This is a genomic window from Mangrovibacter plantisponsor (assembly GCF_003182475.1).
In the GTDB taxonomy this organism is placed as follows: Bacteria; Pseudomonadota; Gammaproteobacteria; order Enterobacterales; family Enterobacteriaceae; genus Mangrovibacter; species Mangrovibacter plantisponsor.
The window spans coordinates 130164-146025 of record NZ_QGTS01000013.1; the positions used below are offsets into that span (position 1 = coordinate 130164).

13 protein-coding genes, 1 rRNA gene and 2 pseudogenes are annotated in these 15862 nt (G+C 48.2%); 8 read left to right on the plus strand and 8 right to left on the minus strand.

Annotation, left to right across the window (positions count from 1 at the left end; all coding sequences use genetic code 11):
- The first annotated feature begins 78 nt into the window (after window positions 1-78).
- The 4 genes from glnA to DES37_RS25525 all read left to right on the plus strand — a co-directional run bounded on the left by glnA (window position 79) and on the right by DES37_RS25525 (window position 4335).
- A complete protein-coding gene (gene glnA / locus DES37_RS19665) occupies window positions 79-1488 on the plus strand; it encodes a glutamate--ammonia ligase (protein ID WP_036115618.1) in 1410 nt (469 codons plus the stop codon).
- Between the two features lie 149 nt (window positions 1489-1637).
- Window positions 1638-2687, plus strand: a complete 1050-nt coding sequence (glnL, locus tag DES37_RS19670; RefSeq protein ID WP_036115616.1) for a nitrogen regulation protein NR(II) — start codon at window positions 1638-1640, stop codon at window positions 2685-2687.
- Between the two features lie 7 nt (window positions 2688-2694).
- The gene (gene glnG / locus DES37_RS19675) at window positions 2695-4104 is read left to right on the plus strand and encodes a nitrogen regulation protein NR(I) (RefSeq protein WP_036115612.1); all 1410 of its coding nucleotides are present in this window, start codon (window positions 2695-2697) and stop codon (window positions 4102-4104) included.
- A 108-nt stretch (window positions 4105-4212) separates the two neighbouring features.
- Complete coding sequence (locus DES37_RS25525; RefSeq protein ID WP_146211538.1) at window positions 4213-4335, plus strand: YshB family small membrane protein; 123 nt, start codon at window positions 4213-4215, stop codon at window positions 4333-4335.
- 61 nt (window positions 4336-4396) lie between these two features.
- Here the strand turns inward: DES37_RS25525 and hemN are convergent, their stop codons facing one another.
- Both hemN and yihI read right to left on the minus strand, forming a co-directional pair.
- Window positions 4397-5770: an oxygen-independent coproporphyrinogen III oxidase gene (hemN, locus tag DES37_RS19680; protein ID WP_110027435.1), complete on the minus strand. Its 1374-nt coding sequence runs from the start codon at window positions 5768-5770 to the stop codon at window positions 4397-4399.
- Between the two features lie 181 nt (window positions 5771-5951).
- A complete protein-coding gene (gene yihI / locus DES37_RS19685; protein WP_036115893.1) occupies window positions 5952-6467 on the minus strand; it encodes a Der GTPase-activating protein YihI in 516 nt (171 codons plus the stop codon).
- A gap of 583 nt (window positions 6468-7050) precedes the next feature.
- Between yihI and yihA the strand changes: the two genes are divergently transcribed.
- Window positions 7051-7698, plus strand: coding sequence for a ribosome biogenesis GTP-binding protein YihA/YsxC (gene yihA / locus DES37_RS19690; RefSeq protein ID WP_036115604.1), 648 nt, complete (start codon window positions 7051-7053; stop codon window positions 7696-7698).
- A 91-nt stretch (window positions 7699-7789) separates the two neighbouring features.
- Here yihA and spfP read toward each other — a convergent pair whose 3' ends face one another.
- Window positions 7790-7837 (minus strand): small protein SpfP, encoded by a 48-nt coding sequence (gene spfP / locus DES37_RS26245; RefSeq protein ID WP_071892919.1) that lies wholly within the window; start codon window positions 7835-7837, stop codon window positions 7790-7792.
- 163 nt (window positions 7838-8000) lie between these two features.
- Window positions 8001-10784 (minus strand): DNA polymerase I, encoded by a 2784-nt coding sequence (gene polA / locus DES37_RS19695; protein ID WP_110027437.1) that lies wholly within the window; start codon window positions 10782-10784, stop codon window positions 8001-8003.
- Window positions 10785-11206: 422 nt separating this feature from the next.
- On the opposite strand from polA, the gene DES37_RS19705 reads away from it, so the two are divergent.
- On the plus strand, window positions 11207-12172 hold the full coding sequence (locus DES37_RS19705) for an acyltransferase (protein ID WP_110027440.1): 966 nt from the start codon (window positions 11207-11209) through the stop codon (window positions 12170-12172).
- A 71-nt stretch (window positions 12173-12243) separates the two neighbouring features.
- Here DES37_RS19705 and dsbA read toward each other — a convergent pair whose 3' ends face one another.
- The 3 genes from dsbA to DES37_RS19720 form a co-directional block, all read right to left on the minus strand.
- On the minus strand, window positions 12244-12867 hold the full coding sequence (gene dsbA, locus DES37_RS19710) for a thiol:disulfide interchange protein DsbA (RefSeq protein ID WP_110027442.1): 624 nt from the start codon (window positions 12865-12867) through the stop codon (window positions 12244-12246).
- Window positions 12868-12895: 28 nt separating this feature from the next.
- Window positions 12896-13882, minus strand: a complete 987-nt coding sequence (locus DES37_RS19715) for a serine/threonine protein kinase (protein ID WP_110027444.1) — start codon at window positions 13880-13882, stop codon at window positions 12896-12898.
- Between the two features lie 76 nt (window positions 13883-13958).
- Window positions 13959-14228, minus strand: a complete 270-nt coding sequence (locus DES37_RS19720) for a YihD family protein (RefSeq protein ID WP_036115590.1) — start codon at window positions 14226-14228, stop codon at window positions 13959-13961.
- Window positions 14229-14307: 79 nt separating this feature from the next.
- On the opposite strand from DES37_RS19720, the pseudogene mobA reads away from it, so the two are divergent.
- Window positions 14308-14871, plus strand: a pseudogene (gene mobA, locus DES37_RS25925) (molybdenum cofactor guanylyltransferase MobA); the annotation flags it as partial.
- 9 nt (window positions 14872-14880) lie between these two features.
- Window positions 14881-15366 (plus strand): annotated as a pseudogene (gene mobB, locus DES37_RS25930) (molybdopterin-guanine dinucleotide biosynthesis protein MobB); the annotation flags it as partial.
- A gap of 223 nt (window positions 15367-15589) precedes the next feature.
- On the opposite strand, the gene rrf reads toward mobB, so the two are convergent.
- Window positions 15590-15705, minus strand: a 5S ribosomal RNA gene (gene rrf / locus DES37_RS19730).
- Window positions 15706-15862: the final 157 nt, after the last annotated feature.

Here is a 15862-nt window from a genome sequence, read left to right on the forward strand (position 1 = left end):
TTACGGCAAACGCATTTTTTTTGAAGTGTTTGAAGTATTCGTTACCACGACGACAATGACAATTCCAGGAGATTTAGTATGTCCGCAGAACACGTTTTGACGATGCTGAATGAACATGATGTGAAGTTCGTTGATTTGCGCTTCACCGATACTAAAGGCAAAGAACAGCACGTCACTATTCCAGCCCACCAGGTTAACGCTGACTTCTTCGAAGAAGGCAAAATGTTCGATGGTTCTTCCATCGGTGGCTGGAAAGGTATCAACGAATCAGACATGGTACTGATGCCAGACGCCTCTACCGCTGTTCTGGATCCATTCTATGAAGAGCCGACTCTGATCATCCGTTGCGACATTCTGGAACCTGCTACCATGCAGGGCTATGACCGCGACCCGCGCTCTATCGCAAAACGTGCTGAAGAATACCTGCGTTCTACCGGTATTGCTGATACCGTTCTGTTTGGGCCTGAGCCTGAATTCTTCCTGTTCGATGATGTTCGCTTCAAAAGCGACATCTCCGGTTGCCACGTTGCTATCGATGATATCGAAGCTGCCTGGAACTCCGATACCAAATACGAAGGCGGTAACAAAGGTCACCGTCCTGCAGTGAAAGGTGGTTACTTCCCGGTTCCGCCGGTAGATTCATCACAAGACATCCGTTCTCAAATGTGTCTGACCATGGAACAGATGGGCCTGGTTGTTGAAGCTCACCACCACGAAGTTGCGACCGCTGGCCAGAACGAAGTGGCGACCCGCTTCAACACCCTGACCAAAAAAGCTGACGAAATCCAGATCTACAAATATGTGGTGCACAACGTTGCTCACGCATTTGGTAAAACTGCTACCTTTATGCCGAAACCAATGTTTGGCGATAACGGTTCTGGTATGCACTGCCACATGTCTCTGTCCAAAAACGGTGTAAACCTGTTCTCTGGCGACAAATATGCAGGCCTGTCAGAAGAAGCACTGTTCTACATTGGCGGTGTTATCAAACACGCTAAAGCAATCAACGCCCTGGCTAACCCGTCTACCAACTCTTACAAACGTCTGGTTCCGGGTTATGAAGCACCGGTTATGCTGGCTTATTCTGCCCGTAACCGTTCAGCCTCTATCCGTATTCCGGTGGTTGCCTCTCCGAAAGCTCGCCGTATCGAAGTTCGCTTCCCGGACCCGGCTGCTAACCCGTACCTGTGCTTTGCTGCACTGATGATGGCTGGCCTGGACGGTATCAAAAACAAAATCCATCCTGGCGAGGCAATGGACAAAAACCTGTATGACCTGCCTGCAGAAGAAGCAGCAGAAATCCCGCAGGTTGCAGGCTCTCTGGAAGAAGCACTGAATGCACTTGATGCAGACCGTGAGTTCCTGACTGCTGGTGGTGTATTCACTGATGACACCATCGACGCTTACCTGGAACTGCGTCGTGCAGAAAACGATCGCGTGCGTATGACTCCGCACCCGGTTGAGTTCGAACTGTACTACAGCGTCTAATTTATTAAAGAGTCGTTTTTTGTTGCCGTGGAAACTTTCAGCCCATCTTCGGATGGGCTTTTTTCTCCGACAATAATGTTTGTTTGCCTCTTTTTTGTACCAATATCTACAAAGCACCAAAACAGTGCACAACATTCGGAGACTGCTGAATGGCAAGCGGCGCACTGCCCGATGCTGGGCAGATCCTTAATTCTCTCATCAACAGCATTCTGTTGGTTGATGACAACCTGGCGGTTCACTATGCGAACCCGGCAGCGCAGCAACTTCTGGCGCAAAGTTCCCGCAAACTTTATGGAACGCCATTACCGGAATTGCTGAGCTACTTTTCGCTCAATGTTGGGCTGATGCAAGAAAGTCTGAATGCCGGCCAGGGATTTACTGATAACGAAGTGACGTTGGTCATTGATGGGCGTTCACATATTTTGTCGCTCACAGCTCAACGGTTGCCAGAAGGCTATATTCTGTTGGAAATGGCCCCAATGGATAACCAGCGTCGCCTGAGCCAGGAACAGTTGCAACAAGCGCAACAGGTCGCAGCCCGCGATTTAGTCAGAGGGCTGGCTCATGAGATTAAAAACCCATTAGGTGGGTTGCGCGGTGCAGCACAGTTACTCAATAAAGCACTGCCCGACCCGTCACTGACGGAATACACCAAGGTAATTATTGAGCAGGCTGACCGCCTGCGTAACCTGGTGGACAGACTGCTTGGCCCACAACAACCAGGCATGCATGTAACAGAAAGCATTCATAAAGTTGCAGAGCGGGTAGTTAAATTAGTGTCAATGGAACTGCCCGATAACGTTACCCTGGTCAGGGATTATGACCCGAGTCTTCCAGAATTAGCGCATGACCCGGATCAAATCGAGCAGGTGTTACTCAACATCGTTCGTAATGCCCTCCAGGCTCTGGGGGAAGAAGGTGGTGAGATTACGCTGCGTACTCGTACCGCATTCCAGTTAACGCTGCATGGTGTTCGTTACCGCCTTGCGGCCCGCATTGACATAGAAGATAACGGGCCCGGTATACCAGCGCATTTACAGGATACGTTGTTCTACCCCATGGTCAGTGGCCGCGAAGGTGGCACGGGTTTAGGGTTATCCATTGCGCGCAATTTAATTGATCAGCATTCGGGAAAAATCGAATTTAACAGTTGGCCAGGCCATACCGAATTCTCGGTATACCTGCCTATTCGCCAGTGAGGTCTTTATGCAACGAGGGATAGTCTGGATCGTTGATGACGATAGCTCCATCCGTTGGGTGCTTGAACGCGCGCTCACTGGAGCCGGGTTGAGTTGTACCACCTTTGAAAATGGTAATGAAGTGCTGGATGCGCTCGCGACAAAAACCCCGGATGTATTGTTGTCCGATATCCGGATGCCTGGCATGGATGGCCTGGCATTATTAAAACAAATCAAGCAGCGCCACCCAATGTTACCGGTCATCATTATGACGGCACATTCCGATCTGGACGCTGCGGTAAGCGCCTATCAACAAGGTGCTTTTGATTACCTGCCCAAACCTTTTGATATTGATGAAGCCGTTGCTCTGGTTGAACGTGCAATCAGCCACTATCAGGAGCAGCAGCAACCGCGTAACGCGCCTGTAAATGGCCCAACAACCGATATCATTGGTGAAGCACCGGCAATGCAGGATGTATTTCGCATTATTGGCCGGTTATCCCGCTCTTCAATTAGTGTATTGATTAACGGTGAGTCCGGTACCGGTAAAGAGCTGGTCGCCCATGCACTTCACCGCCACAGCCCGCGAGTAAAAGCGCCATTTATTGCACTGAATATGGCCGCCATCCCCAAAGACTTAATTGAATCAGAGCTGTTTGGGCATGAGAAAGGGGCATTTACCGGGGCCAACCAAATTCGCCAGGGGCGCTTTGAACAGGCAGATGGCGGCACACTGTTTCTTGATGAAATTGGTGATATGCCTCTGGATGTTCAAACACGCCTGCTGCGTGTACTGGCCGACGGGCAATTTTACCGGGTGGGTGGCTATGCACCGGTAAAAGTTGATGTACGTATTATTGCCGCAACGCACCAAAACCTGGAGCAACGTGTTCTGGAAGGGAAATTTCGTGAAGACCTTTTCCACCGGCTTAACGTTATCCGTGTTCATCTTCCGCCGTTACGTGAACGCCGCGAAGATATTCCTCGCCTGGCTCGCCATTTCCTGCAAATTGCGGCCCGGGAATTAGGTGTGGAAACCAAACAACTGCACCCGGAAACAGAAGCAGCATTAACCAGGCTGGCCTGGCCCGGGAACGTACGTCAGTTAGAAAACACCTGCCGCTGGCTGACCGTTATGGCCGCAGGCCAGGAAGTGTTGATTCAGGATTTGCCCACAGAGCTGTTTGAAAGTGTCGTGCCGGACAGCCCGACACAGGCACTACCAGACAGTTGGGCCACATTGCTGGCACAGTGGGCAGACAGGGCATTGCGTTCCGGTCATCAAAATTTATTGTCCGAAGCACAACCAGAAATGGAACGGACATTATTGACGACAGCACTGCGCCACACCCAGGGCCATAAGCAGGAAGCAGCACGCTTATTAGGTTGGGGAAGAAACACGCTGACCAGGAAGTTGAAAGAATTAGGTATGGAGTGATGGCATGAATTGTAAAGATGCAAAGCCACCAGCAAATTGCTGCTATTTTGTACTTTACTGTCTCGCCAGGTTCAGTATGATCTACCGCGTTCACGCTGGAGAAACATCATGCTGGAATCCTTAATTCAGGTTGTGTCGCAAGGCGCAGACGCAGGCCTTGCTGCAAGCCATACCCCACAAACTGCGATGGCAGCACTATTATGTGCAGCACTGATAAACTTCTTTAATTGAAGTCTGTTGGTGTTGTACAAATAAAAAAGCGGGATATTTACATTCCCGCTTTTTTATTCCGTTAAATCACCCGCGAAAATTGCTGCTGGCGTGCCTTTTGCCGTAAATACGTGTCAAAGCACATACATATATTGCGAATCAGCAACCGCCCTTTTGCCGTTACCTGAATACAACTGTTATCTGTCGCCACCAGGCCGTCTTTCTCCAGGGGAGCAAGCAATGCCAGGTCTTCAGCAAAATAATCATCAAACTGAAGTTGCCACTGCTGCGCAATATCTGTTTTGCTAAGCCGGAAATTACATATCAGGTTTTTAATCACATCACGGCGAATACAGTCATCGTGAGTTAACGCAATACCTCGCCAAAGCGCGTTTCCCCGTTCTTCAACCTGCTGGTAATAGCTTTTTAGTTCTTTTTGGTTCTGGCTATAACTATCCCCGATCATGCTAATCGCTGACACACCCATACCCAATAAATCGGTATCTCCCTGGGTGGTGTACCCCTGGAAATTGCGGTGCAGAATACCCGCACGTTGGGCAACAGAAAGTTCATCATCGGGGCGGGCAAAGTGATCCATGCCAATAAACTGGTAGCCGGATTCAGTAAGAAAGTGAATAGTTTGCTGGAGAATATCCAGTTTCTGGCTGGCTGATGGTAAATCGCCATCTTTGATTTTGCGCTGTGCCGCGAATAATGACGGCAGGTGTGCATAGTTAAACACACTCAGGCGGTCCGGGTTTAATTCCGCCACACGCTGTAAAGTAAAAGCAAAACTTTCAGGTGTCTGCTTAGGTAGCCCATAGATCAAGTCGATATTGGTTGATGAAAACCCAAGGGATTTCGCCCGCTTCACCAGAGCGAAAATAAAGTCTTCATCCTGCTCACGGTTAACCAGCCGCTGAACTTCTTTATTGAAATCCTGGACTCCCATGCTTAGCCGGTTAAACCCTTCAGCCCGCAAATGATCGAGAATATCCAGTTCTATTTCCCGGGGGTCAACTTCAATAGAAATTTCAGCCTGTGGCGCAAAATGAAAATTCTCACGCAACAACGACATCAGGCGAGTTATCTGGTCTTTAAGCAAAAAGGTCGGTGTGCCGCCCCCCCAGTGTAATTGGGTTACAGTGCGGGAGGTAAAAAGTGGTGACTGGTGCCGGATTTCTTTTTCAAGGAAATCGAGATACTGATCTGCTTTATGCTGTTGACGGGTTATCTGTTTATTACAGCCACAGAAGTAGCAGAGTTTATGGCAAAACGGGATATGGACATACAGCGATAAAGGCCGTTCAGGGTAACGGCTAACTGCCGCAGAAAAATCTGCCAGCGAATAGTCTGGTGAGAACTCAAGAGCAGTGGGGTAAGAAGTATAGCGTGGCCCGGAATAGTTATATTTCTGGATAAGGGCCAGATCCCAGTCAACAACGTGCTCAGACATTCTCACTCCTTCCTGCGTAGCCGCCGGCCAGCAAGCAATGCTTGCCGGCCACCACCTCGCGTAATTATTCTGCCGCGCAACCACTTTTTACGCTGTGATAAGCGCTGTAGTTTAGCGAATAACCACGCCAGATAACACATTACTGGCAGGACGACGAGTAAAACTAAAAACGCCGCAGGATTCAGTGATGGCCCCCTTTAAGCAGGCGCATCATATCTTCAGTCTGTTCTTCGTCTGATTCATCATCGTCATAAGAAAGGCCCAGTTGCTGCATCAGTGCATCAATGCGATCCAGTTTCTCATTAACCCAGGATTGCTCGTCATCACTTAATACCTGCCCTTGTTCGAGCCGTTCCAGCAGCGCATCCAGGCGCTCATCCGTTTCCAGCATTTCCAGTTCTGCCTCGGGTGTCAGCATAGGCTTCTCACTCTTAGGTTTATACTGCCGGTTGGTTACGTTCTGTTCTGAGGTTAACAGGACAGGCTTCTTACTGCCAATACGAGAATCTGCTTGCTGGCGGGAGCCTTTATGATTTTGCCGGCCCTGTTCGCTACCAGAGCGGCTGCCGGAAGGGTTCCCACGGTGTTTTTTCTGGCGCTTACGTTCGCGCCCTTCCTGGTTGAGTTCTTCACGCGATTTTTTATTGCGCGATTTCGACGGACTTTTGCCGCGAGGTGCAGTGGCGTGTTGCTTCATGACAGTTCTTCTCTGAGCCTTTTTATTCAGTATAGATTTGCGGCGAAATCTAGCAGAAACCAGGCAAATAAAAAAGGCGGCAGGTAAACCCGCCGCCATTTTCGTTTTGACACCCATCATGGGCTCAACATTCCTTGTTCGCCTGAGACAACCCCTGTCCTCCCTCGGCATGCAACATTCCTTGCTGCTCTCCTGATAGCTCTTTAACACTCTCCGTGATAATTAAAGATTGCCCGATCCTTATCTTCGCTTTCCTGGCGCTCCTGAAAAACTCTCCTTGAGTTTGCTCCCTGATGCATCCCTGTATTTTGTATATACTTTACGCTGTTCAATTAAACGTGCAATAAACAAGGTTTCAGATTATGGCTATTTCAGATATATCCATAGCCACAACACACTGTTTTTAATAATTATTATTAAATAGTCGCAAGTAACAAAGTGCCAATCTCGTGCTGAAATGATGGCAAATGTCTTACATTTTCAATATGTAAAATTCGCTATAACGGGAAACATCACAGAAAATCCGCCTTTGGCACCGGTTCAGGTATAATCACGGCAAACTTATCCAGCGGAGAGAACCGTTTTGACTAACTGGAATTATCAATTAACGCACTTTGTCACCAGCGCACCGGATATCCGGCATCTGCCAGGTGATGCAGGTATTGAAGTCGCGTTTGCGGGGCGCTCCAATGCAGGAAAATCCAGCGCACTGAATACCCTGACCAATCAAAAGAGCCTTGCCCGTACCAGTAAAACGCCAGGCCGCACTCAGCTTATTAACCTGTTTGAAGTCGTTGAGGGCAAACGCCTGGTTGACTTGCCGGGTTATGGTTATGCCGAAGTACCAGAAGAAATGAAGCGTAAGTGGCAGCGTGCATTGGGTGAATATTTACAAAAACGCCAGTGCTTACAGGGGCTGGTCGTTTTGATGGACATCCGCCACCCACTAAAAGACCTTGATCAGCAAATGATCCAGTGGGCGGTGGACAGTAGCATTCCGGTGCTGGTTCTGCTCACTAAGGCAGACAAACTGGCAAGTGGTGCCCGTAAGAGCCAGCTGAACATGGTGCGTGAAGCGGCACTTGCGTTTAATGGTGATGTGCAGGTGGAAGCATTCTCATCCCTGAAGAAACTGGGGGTGGATAAATTACGCCAGAAGCTGGACAGCTGGTTTAGTGAACTCGAACCGGTAGAAGAACAAGCAGAACCGTCTCCTGAAGACGGAGAGTAAGCTCAAACCGGTACAACAAGCTTGTATCGGTTTTTTTCTTTTGCCCAATAAAAAACGCCCCAGTCACTAATGACTGGGGCGGCTAAAATATTCAGCCAAATCCGATTACGTGAAGTAAAAGGTCTGAAAGATAGAACATCTTACCTCTGTACCCTACGTCTTTAACTCTACTCTTTTTCTGGCTGTTAAAAAAGCGTTTTTTGTAGTTTTTTTTCACCCTTTACATAGGGTTTTCTAATGATCATCACAAAACACTATGCTTTATGTTGTTTACTTACAAAAAATGGACATTTTATGAACGCTTAATGCGCTTTATCCCAGTTAGATCCGCTACCAACTTCCACCAGCAACGGCACATCAAGTTTCATACAGTTTTCCATCAACTCATGCACTTTCTTCGCAACCAGTTCAAGGCTGTCTTTGTGCACTTCAAACACCAGTTCATCGTGTACTTGCATGATCATTTTTACGGGCGGCTGTTCTGCCTGTAACCAGCCATCAACAGCAATCATCGCTTTCTTAATGATATCTGCAGCAGTACCTTGCATTGGCGCGTTGATAGCTGCACGCTCAGCTCCGGCACGACGGGCAGCATTACTGGATTTAATATCTGGCAGATAGAGGCGACGCCCATCCAGCGTTTCAACATACCCCTGCTCTTTCGCCTGCACTCTGGTGCGCTCCATGTAATTCAGTACCCCGGGGTAGCGTTCGAAATACAAGTCCATATAACGTTGCGCTTCTTTTCGCGGAATATTGAGCTGGCGTGACAAACCAAATGCACTCATCCCATAAATCAGGCCAAAGTTGATAGCCTTGGCACTCCGCCGTTGCTCAGTTGTCACGTCATCCAAAGCAAGGCCGAACACTTCTGCGGCTGTTGCCCGGTGAATATCTTTCCCCTCAGCAAATGCCGCCAGCAACCCTGCGTCCTGAGAAAGGTGCGCCATAATACGCAACTCAATTTGTGAATAGTCTGCCGAAACAATTAAGTAATCATCCGGGGCAATAAATGCCTGGCGAATACGCCGGCCTTCATCGTTACGTACCGGGATATTTTGCAGGTTCGGATCCGTAGAAGATAAACGCCCTGTCGCTGTCACCGCCTGGTGGTATGAGGTATGCACTCGCCCGGTTTTAGGGTTAATCATCAACGGAAGTTTGTCGGTGTAGGTGGATTTCAGTTTTGCCAGACCACGGTATTCCAGAATTACTTTGGGTAAAGGGTAATCCAGCGCTAACTCTTCCAGCACTTCTTCTGAAGTTGAAGGAGCACCACCCGGGGTTTTCTTTAGTGGCTTAATGCCCTGTTTTTCAAACAGGATGGTTTGCAACTGTTTAGGTGAAGAGAGATTGAAAGGTTCACCTGCCAGCTCATGCGCTTTTAGCTCAAGCTCTGCCAGCCTGGTGGTCAACTCACCAGAATGCTGGTGCAGCACCGCCGGGTCGATTTTAACGCCATTACGCTCAATCCGTGACAGCACTGGCATCAGTGGCATTTCTATCTCGCGGAATACATTCAATGGCCCCTCCAGCTGCTGAAGCTTCGGCCACATTTTCAAATGTAGTTGCAAAGTAACATCGGCATCTTCTGCGGCATACGGACCAGCGGTTTCAATATCAATCTGGTTGAATGTGAGCTGCTTCTTCCCCTTACCGGCAATTTCTTCAAAAGTAATTGTTTTATGGTTGAGCCAGCGAGCAGAGAGGCTGTCCATATCGTGACGCCCGGCCACACTATCCAGAATATAAGACTCCAGCATGGTATCAAACTCAACACCCGCCAGTTCAATGCCGTAGTTTTGCAAAATGCCACGGTCAAACTTGAGATTCTGCCCCACTTTACGGACATCATCGCTTTCCAGAACCGGACGCAGTAACTCCAGGGCTCGTTCCCGTGAAATCTGTTCAGGGGCATCCAGGTAATCATGCGCTACCGGAATATAAATGGCCTGTCCTGGCTCTGTCGCAAAGGATAATCCCACCAAATTTGCCAGGATGTTATCCAGGCTATCCGTTTCGGTATCGAATGACACAAGCGGTGCTGCCTGGATTTTATCTACCCATGTAAGTAAGGTTGCTTCATCCAGAACAGTGACGTAGTTGTCCCGCGACAACACAGGAGCAGCCTCTTCTTCAACCGGTTCTTCCGGGGTATTACTTACCGCCTGAACGGGCTTAGCACCTTTCGCTTTAAGCCATTTGCCATTTTCAACATCACTGATCCAGCGCTTAAATTCGTACTGGCTGAACAAAGACAGTAGTGCTTCGTTTTCTGGAGGTTTTACATCCAGCTCGTTGTAAGCTAATTCCAGCTCAACATCCGTCTTAATGGTTGCCAGCTTGTACGAGAGCCAGGCCATTTCTTTGTTGTTTTCCAGTTTATCTGCCATAGTTTTCGCACCGCGAAACGACAGGCCGGCAATTTTTTCCGGGTTGGCGTATAGCGTAGTAAGACCTCCAAGCCCTTGTAAAAGCGCCTGTGCCGTTTTCTCGCCCACACCAGGAACACCAGGGATGTTATCTGAGGAGTCGCCCATCAATGCCAGGAAATCGATAATCAGCTCAGGTGGTACACCATATTTTTGTTGTACCTCTTCCGGGCCAAGAACCGTGTTGGTCATGGTATTAATCAGCGTTACACCTGGCGTTACCAACTGCGCCATATCTTTATCACCGGTGCTAATCAGCACGGGTTGACCAGCATCATTAGCCTGCTTTGCCAGGGTACCGATAACATCATCGGCTTCAACCCCCGGAATAACCAACAGTGGTAAGCCCATCGCCCGGACCATTTCATGCAATGGCGCAATTTGCACCCGCAGATCATCCGGCATTGGTGGGCGGTGAGATTTATAATTTTCAAAAAGCTCATCGCGAAAGGTTTTGCCTTTGGCATCAAACACGACCGCGGCATGAGAAGGATTAAACTGCAGCAGCAAGCTACGCAGCATATTGAGTACGCCATACATCGCACCTGTCGGCTCTCCAGCACTGTTAGTCAGAGGAGGGAACGCATGGTACGCGCGATAAAGGTAAGAGGATCCATCGACGAGGATAAGCGGATTGTCAGCGATCTGAGCCATAGTCTTTTTGCCTGGTTGCAGTTTAAGGCTCAAGGATGCCATACACCGCAGTTAACATGAACTTTTCACCCTATTTTTATCACGAATTAACACAGATCATGCGGCAAGAGTCGCGGATCGACCTGTGGATAACTTTGTGTATGATTTTGCAAAAAACGGTATACTCCATAGTGGGTAATAACAAAAAAATATTTAAAATCAACTCACTAACAACAACTCTCTGGTATATTTTTTACCCGATTCATATAGCTGTAATGTGGATATAAAAAGCATCGCTCAAGATAATCTGCTAATAATTTTTCACGTAATCAATAACCGTTCCCCTCGTCATGGATAACGCCCCCCAGCTATTTCTGTTAAGATCACCGCCCTGTCGCACATGCCTCAGGCAATGCCCATTCATTAATTGAAAAAAAGAAATCATGTCGAGATTGTTCGCCACAATCATATTATTGCTAAGTATTTTGCTGACTGTTCTGGTTACAGTCTTTTTCTCTGTTCCTATTATCTGTGCCGGGCTGATAAAACTGTTACTGCCAGTTCCCAGTGTCTGGCGGGCAATCTCTTTGTTTTGTGATGCATGTATGCAAGGTTGGTGCGCCAGTCTGGCGGTTTTACTACGGCTAAATCCTTTTCTGCAGTGGGAAACTGAAGGGCTGGAAGGGCTGAGTAAACAAAACTGGTATCTGCTAATTTGTAACCATCAAAGCTGGGCAGATATTGTTGTGTTGTGTGTGCTTTTTCGGCGCCATATTCCGGTGACAAAATATTTTCTTAAACAACAACTGGCCTGGGTGCCTTTTTTGGGGCTGGCTTGTTGGGCTCTGGATATGCCATTTATGCGCCGTTACTCACGCAGTTATTTACTACGCCACCCGGAGCAACGGGGTAAAGATGTTGAAACAACACGGCGCTCATGTGAGAAATTTCGCTCTCATCCCACAACAATTGTCAATTTTGTGGAAGGCTCACGCTTTACTGAAGAAAAGCGGCATGTATTACGTTCCCCTTATCAACACCTGTTACCACCAAAAGCAGCCGGCGTTGCTATGGCGTTAAATGTGCTGGGCGAACAGTTCGATAAATTACTTAATGTCACCCTGTGCTACCCGGAAAACAGGGATAAACCTTTCCGGGATATGTTGAGTGGCAAGCTGACACGCATTGTAGTGCGTATAAATTTAGTGCCGGTGAATGAAGCAGAGTCACTACATGGTGATTATGTTAATGATAAAAGTTTTAAGCGTTATTTTCAGCGCTGGTTAAACGCTTTATGGCTTGAAAAAGACCAACAACTCGACGCATTCTATCAGCCCAAAGGGTTCGGGCCGGAAAATCAGTACCCGGAAGAGAGTTCTCCCAAGGTAAATATCAGTAACGAATCCTGAAAGTGTAATAAAAAACGCCGAACATAAGTCGGCGTTTTTTATACTCAATGACATACGTATGCGTATCAGGCTTACTTGTGTTTGAGCAAGTAGTTCACGGTATCAGCATACTGTTGAACAAAGGCATCCATATTACTGGTATCCATACCTTGTGGTCTCAACATGTACTGGCCATTAACATACATTGCAGGCACACCCTGCAACTGCAAGTCAGCAGCCGCCTTTTCCTGTTGTGCAACCAGTGATTTCACCACAAAGCTATTCCATGCAGCATCGTACTCTTCAGGTTTCACCCCGGCGTCAATAAAGACCTGGCGAATATCAGCTACCGTTTGTACAGTCTGTGTTTTCTGTACAGCATCAAACATACGGTCACTGACTTTATCTTCCACACCCAACGCCATTGCGACAGCCCATGCCTGAGTTAATTCCTTGCCCAATGGCCCAAGAAACTCAACGTGGTATTTGGTCATTTTAACGCCTTCTGGCAGTTTCTTTTTCACAGCATCAGAAACATGCAGCACATGCTCAAATTCATAGCAATGTGGGCAGTAAAATGAGAAAAACTCCAGTACCTGGGGTTCTCCCGGAACCGGTGTTTTAAGTGTAATGTACTGTTGGCCATCCGTATATTGCGCAGCAGATGCACTAAACGCCAGGATCATACCCGCCAGCGCCAGCCAAATCTTTTTCATACAAGTTCTCCCAAATAAAACTTAATCATCAATACATTGGCGTTAATTGTAAGGGTGGTTCCTGAAGAACCTTCTTCTGCTCGATAAACACAGCAGTTTGTCTCCGCCAGAAGTCTTCTTCCTGGAGCCAGGGAAAACTACGGGGAAATGCGGGATCGTCCCAGCGTTTAAGCTGCCAGGCCAGATAGTAAATCATGCGCATAGCACGCAAAGGTTCAATTAGTGCGAATTCACGTGTATCAAATGTGCAAAACGCTTCATATGCCTCAACAATCATTTCTAATTGCATACGCTGTTCAGGGCGATCCCCGTTCAGCAACATCCAGATATCCTGGATTGCCGGGCCACTTCGGGCATCATCAAAATCAACAAAGACTGGCCCGTCACGCCACAATATATTCCCGGGGTGGCAATCACCATGTAAACGAATCACAGTGAAATCGGTGAACCAGTGTGCAGTAACCGCATCAGATAAGTCACGTACAGCAGCCAGAAATGCATCTTTGAGTGATGCCGGGATTAATTTAGCCTGAAGATATTGTTCAAAAGGCTCAGCAAGCCAGGTATGCAAATCAAAGGATGGGCGATGAATAAAAGGAGCTTTGCGGCCAATCTGGTGAATGCGCCCTAAAGAGTGCCCAACACTTTCCATTTGGTCTGGGTTATCATTTTCATACTGTCGCCCACCGGCACTGGGGAAAACAGCATAACGAAAACCTTCATGTTGCATGAGACTTTGCCCGGAAAAGAGCACAGGCGCAACAACAGGTATCCCTTCGCCTTGCAGGGACAGAGTAAACTGGTGTTCTTCTTCAATTTGCGCATCTGACCAGCGGTGAGGGCGATAGAACTTCACGACATACCGTTTACGGTCTTCATCCATAAACTGATATACACGGTTTTCGTAACTATTAAGTGCAGTTAACCCGGAATCAACCCGGATGCCACAATCAAACAAGGCATCCATGATGATATCCGGGTTTAATGTCTGAAAATTGAAAGCGTTGTCAGTCATTCTGGTCTGAGTTCAGGACATGAAGTCTACAGAATAACACTGAAAGAGCAGTACTAACGATGCGACTTACAACCTTTTACTCTTTAATGACCCCACGAGCTTTCAACAGCGCGGTTTTAAAATCTTCTTCGTAGTCTTTCTGTAAACCAGGAATGGTGGCGTCTTTCGCGCTGTCGCGCATTTTTAGATGGTAGATAAGAATATCATCAGTAAGATCAACCAACGCCCCTTTAAAACCTGACTCGTCTGCCAGTTTTTGTAAAAATTGCAGTAAATTAAGATCAGGGTCTTTCTGCCAGGCTGGCTGAAGCAATTCGATCACTTCATTAAGGCGTTTACATTTCATGATTGTGCTCCTTTGTCTTCACCTGAATACGGTAGCAGGCTAAAACCCACATGAAAAGAGGCGATATTCAGTGAGCCATATTACCGGGATAACAGGCGCCGTGTTAGCAGGTGGCAAAGCAACACGTATGGGCGGAAAAGATAAAGGTTTATTACACCTAAAAGGGCGTGCACTCTGGCAGCATGTTGCCGGGAGACTACAGCCACAGGTAGACATTGTTGTAATCAATGCCAACCGTAATCTGGATATTTACCAGGCAAGCCATCTGCCAGTGGTTCAGGATACGGTTGCAGGCTATCCGGGCCCTCTCGCCGGAATGCTGGCAGTCATGGAAACATGCGAGGCTGAGTGGTTTTTGTTTTGCCCCTGCGACACGCCAAATATTCCCACAAATCTTGTAAGCCGGCTTCTGGATAAGCGTGGAAACGCCAGTGTTGTTTGGGTAAATGACGGGGAGCGGGATCATCCTGGCGTGGCACTGGTGCATCATTCTCTGGCCGGGAAGATGCGCCAGTATCTGTTACAAGGTGAGCGCCGCGTACTGGCCTTTTTCCGCCTGGTCGGTGGGCATTGCGTTGTTTTTGCCAACAGCCAGAACGCTTTTGCGAATGTGAATACTCCGGAAGATCTCGCTCGCTGGCAAACACCGCCTCTTCTGTGTTTTGCGGCTAAAAGTGGTACCGGGAAAACAACTCTACTAAAAAAAGTCATTCCGTTACTAAGAGATGCGGGCATCCGCCCCGGGTTAATTAAACACACTCACCATGACATGGATGTGGATACGCCAGGCAAAGACAGCTATGAACTAAGAAAAGCAGGCGCACTGCAAACGCTTGTCGCATCAGCGCAGCGTTGGGCGCTGATGACCGAAATGCCTGATTCCCCTGATGTCGACTTGTTCAGCCTAGCGAAAAGACTGGACCCGGCAATGGTCGACCTGATTTTGGCAGAAGGCTTTAAGCATGAGCCGGTACCTAAAATTCTTTTATACCGGGCAATAGCAGGCCACAAACTGGAAATTGATGAATATGTGATTGCCATCGCCACTGATACTCCGCTGGAGGTTACAGTTCCTCAGTTAGATATCAATGATCCCGCGGCAGTTGTGCAGTTTATTGTCAGGTGGATGCAGCAATAAGTATCAGCGGTTCTGGCAGTGCAGCACAGGTTTACGGATGTGCCGTCTCTGCCAGCGCAGAGCCCGGTGGGGGATAAACCAAAAACCGGGCACGGTGGCCGGGATCACCTGACGGGAACTGTCCCCGGGTGTGAAACTGCAGGTAAGTGGCTGAACAGCTGAACGGCTTGAAACACAAAAGCAAAAAACCCCCAGCTTTCGCTGAGGGTTCTTCTTAATTGAAGCCTGGCAGTTCCCTACTCTCGCATGGGGAGACCCCACACTACCATCGGCGCTACGGCGTTTCACTTCTGAGTTCGGCATGGGGTCAGGTGGGACCACCGCGCTCTTGCCGCCAGGCATATTCTGTTTTATTCACCGCCTCACGGCCATGAATATTATCCGTTAACAAGCTAAAAATTTCGTCTCTCACACCAAAACATCTTTGGCGTTGTAAGGTTAAGCCTCACGGTTCATTAGTACCGGTTAGCTCAACGCATCGCTGCGCTTACACACC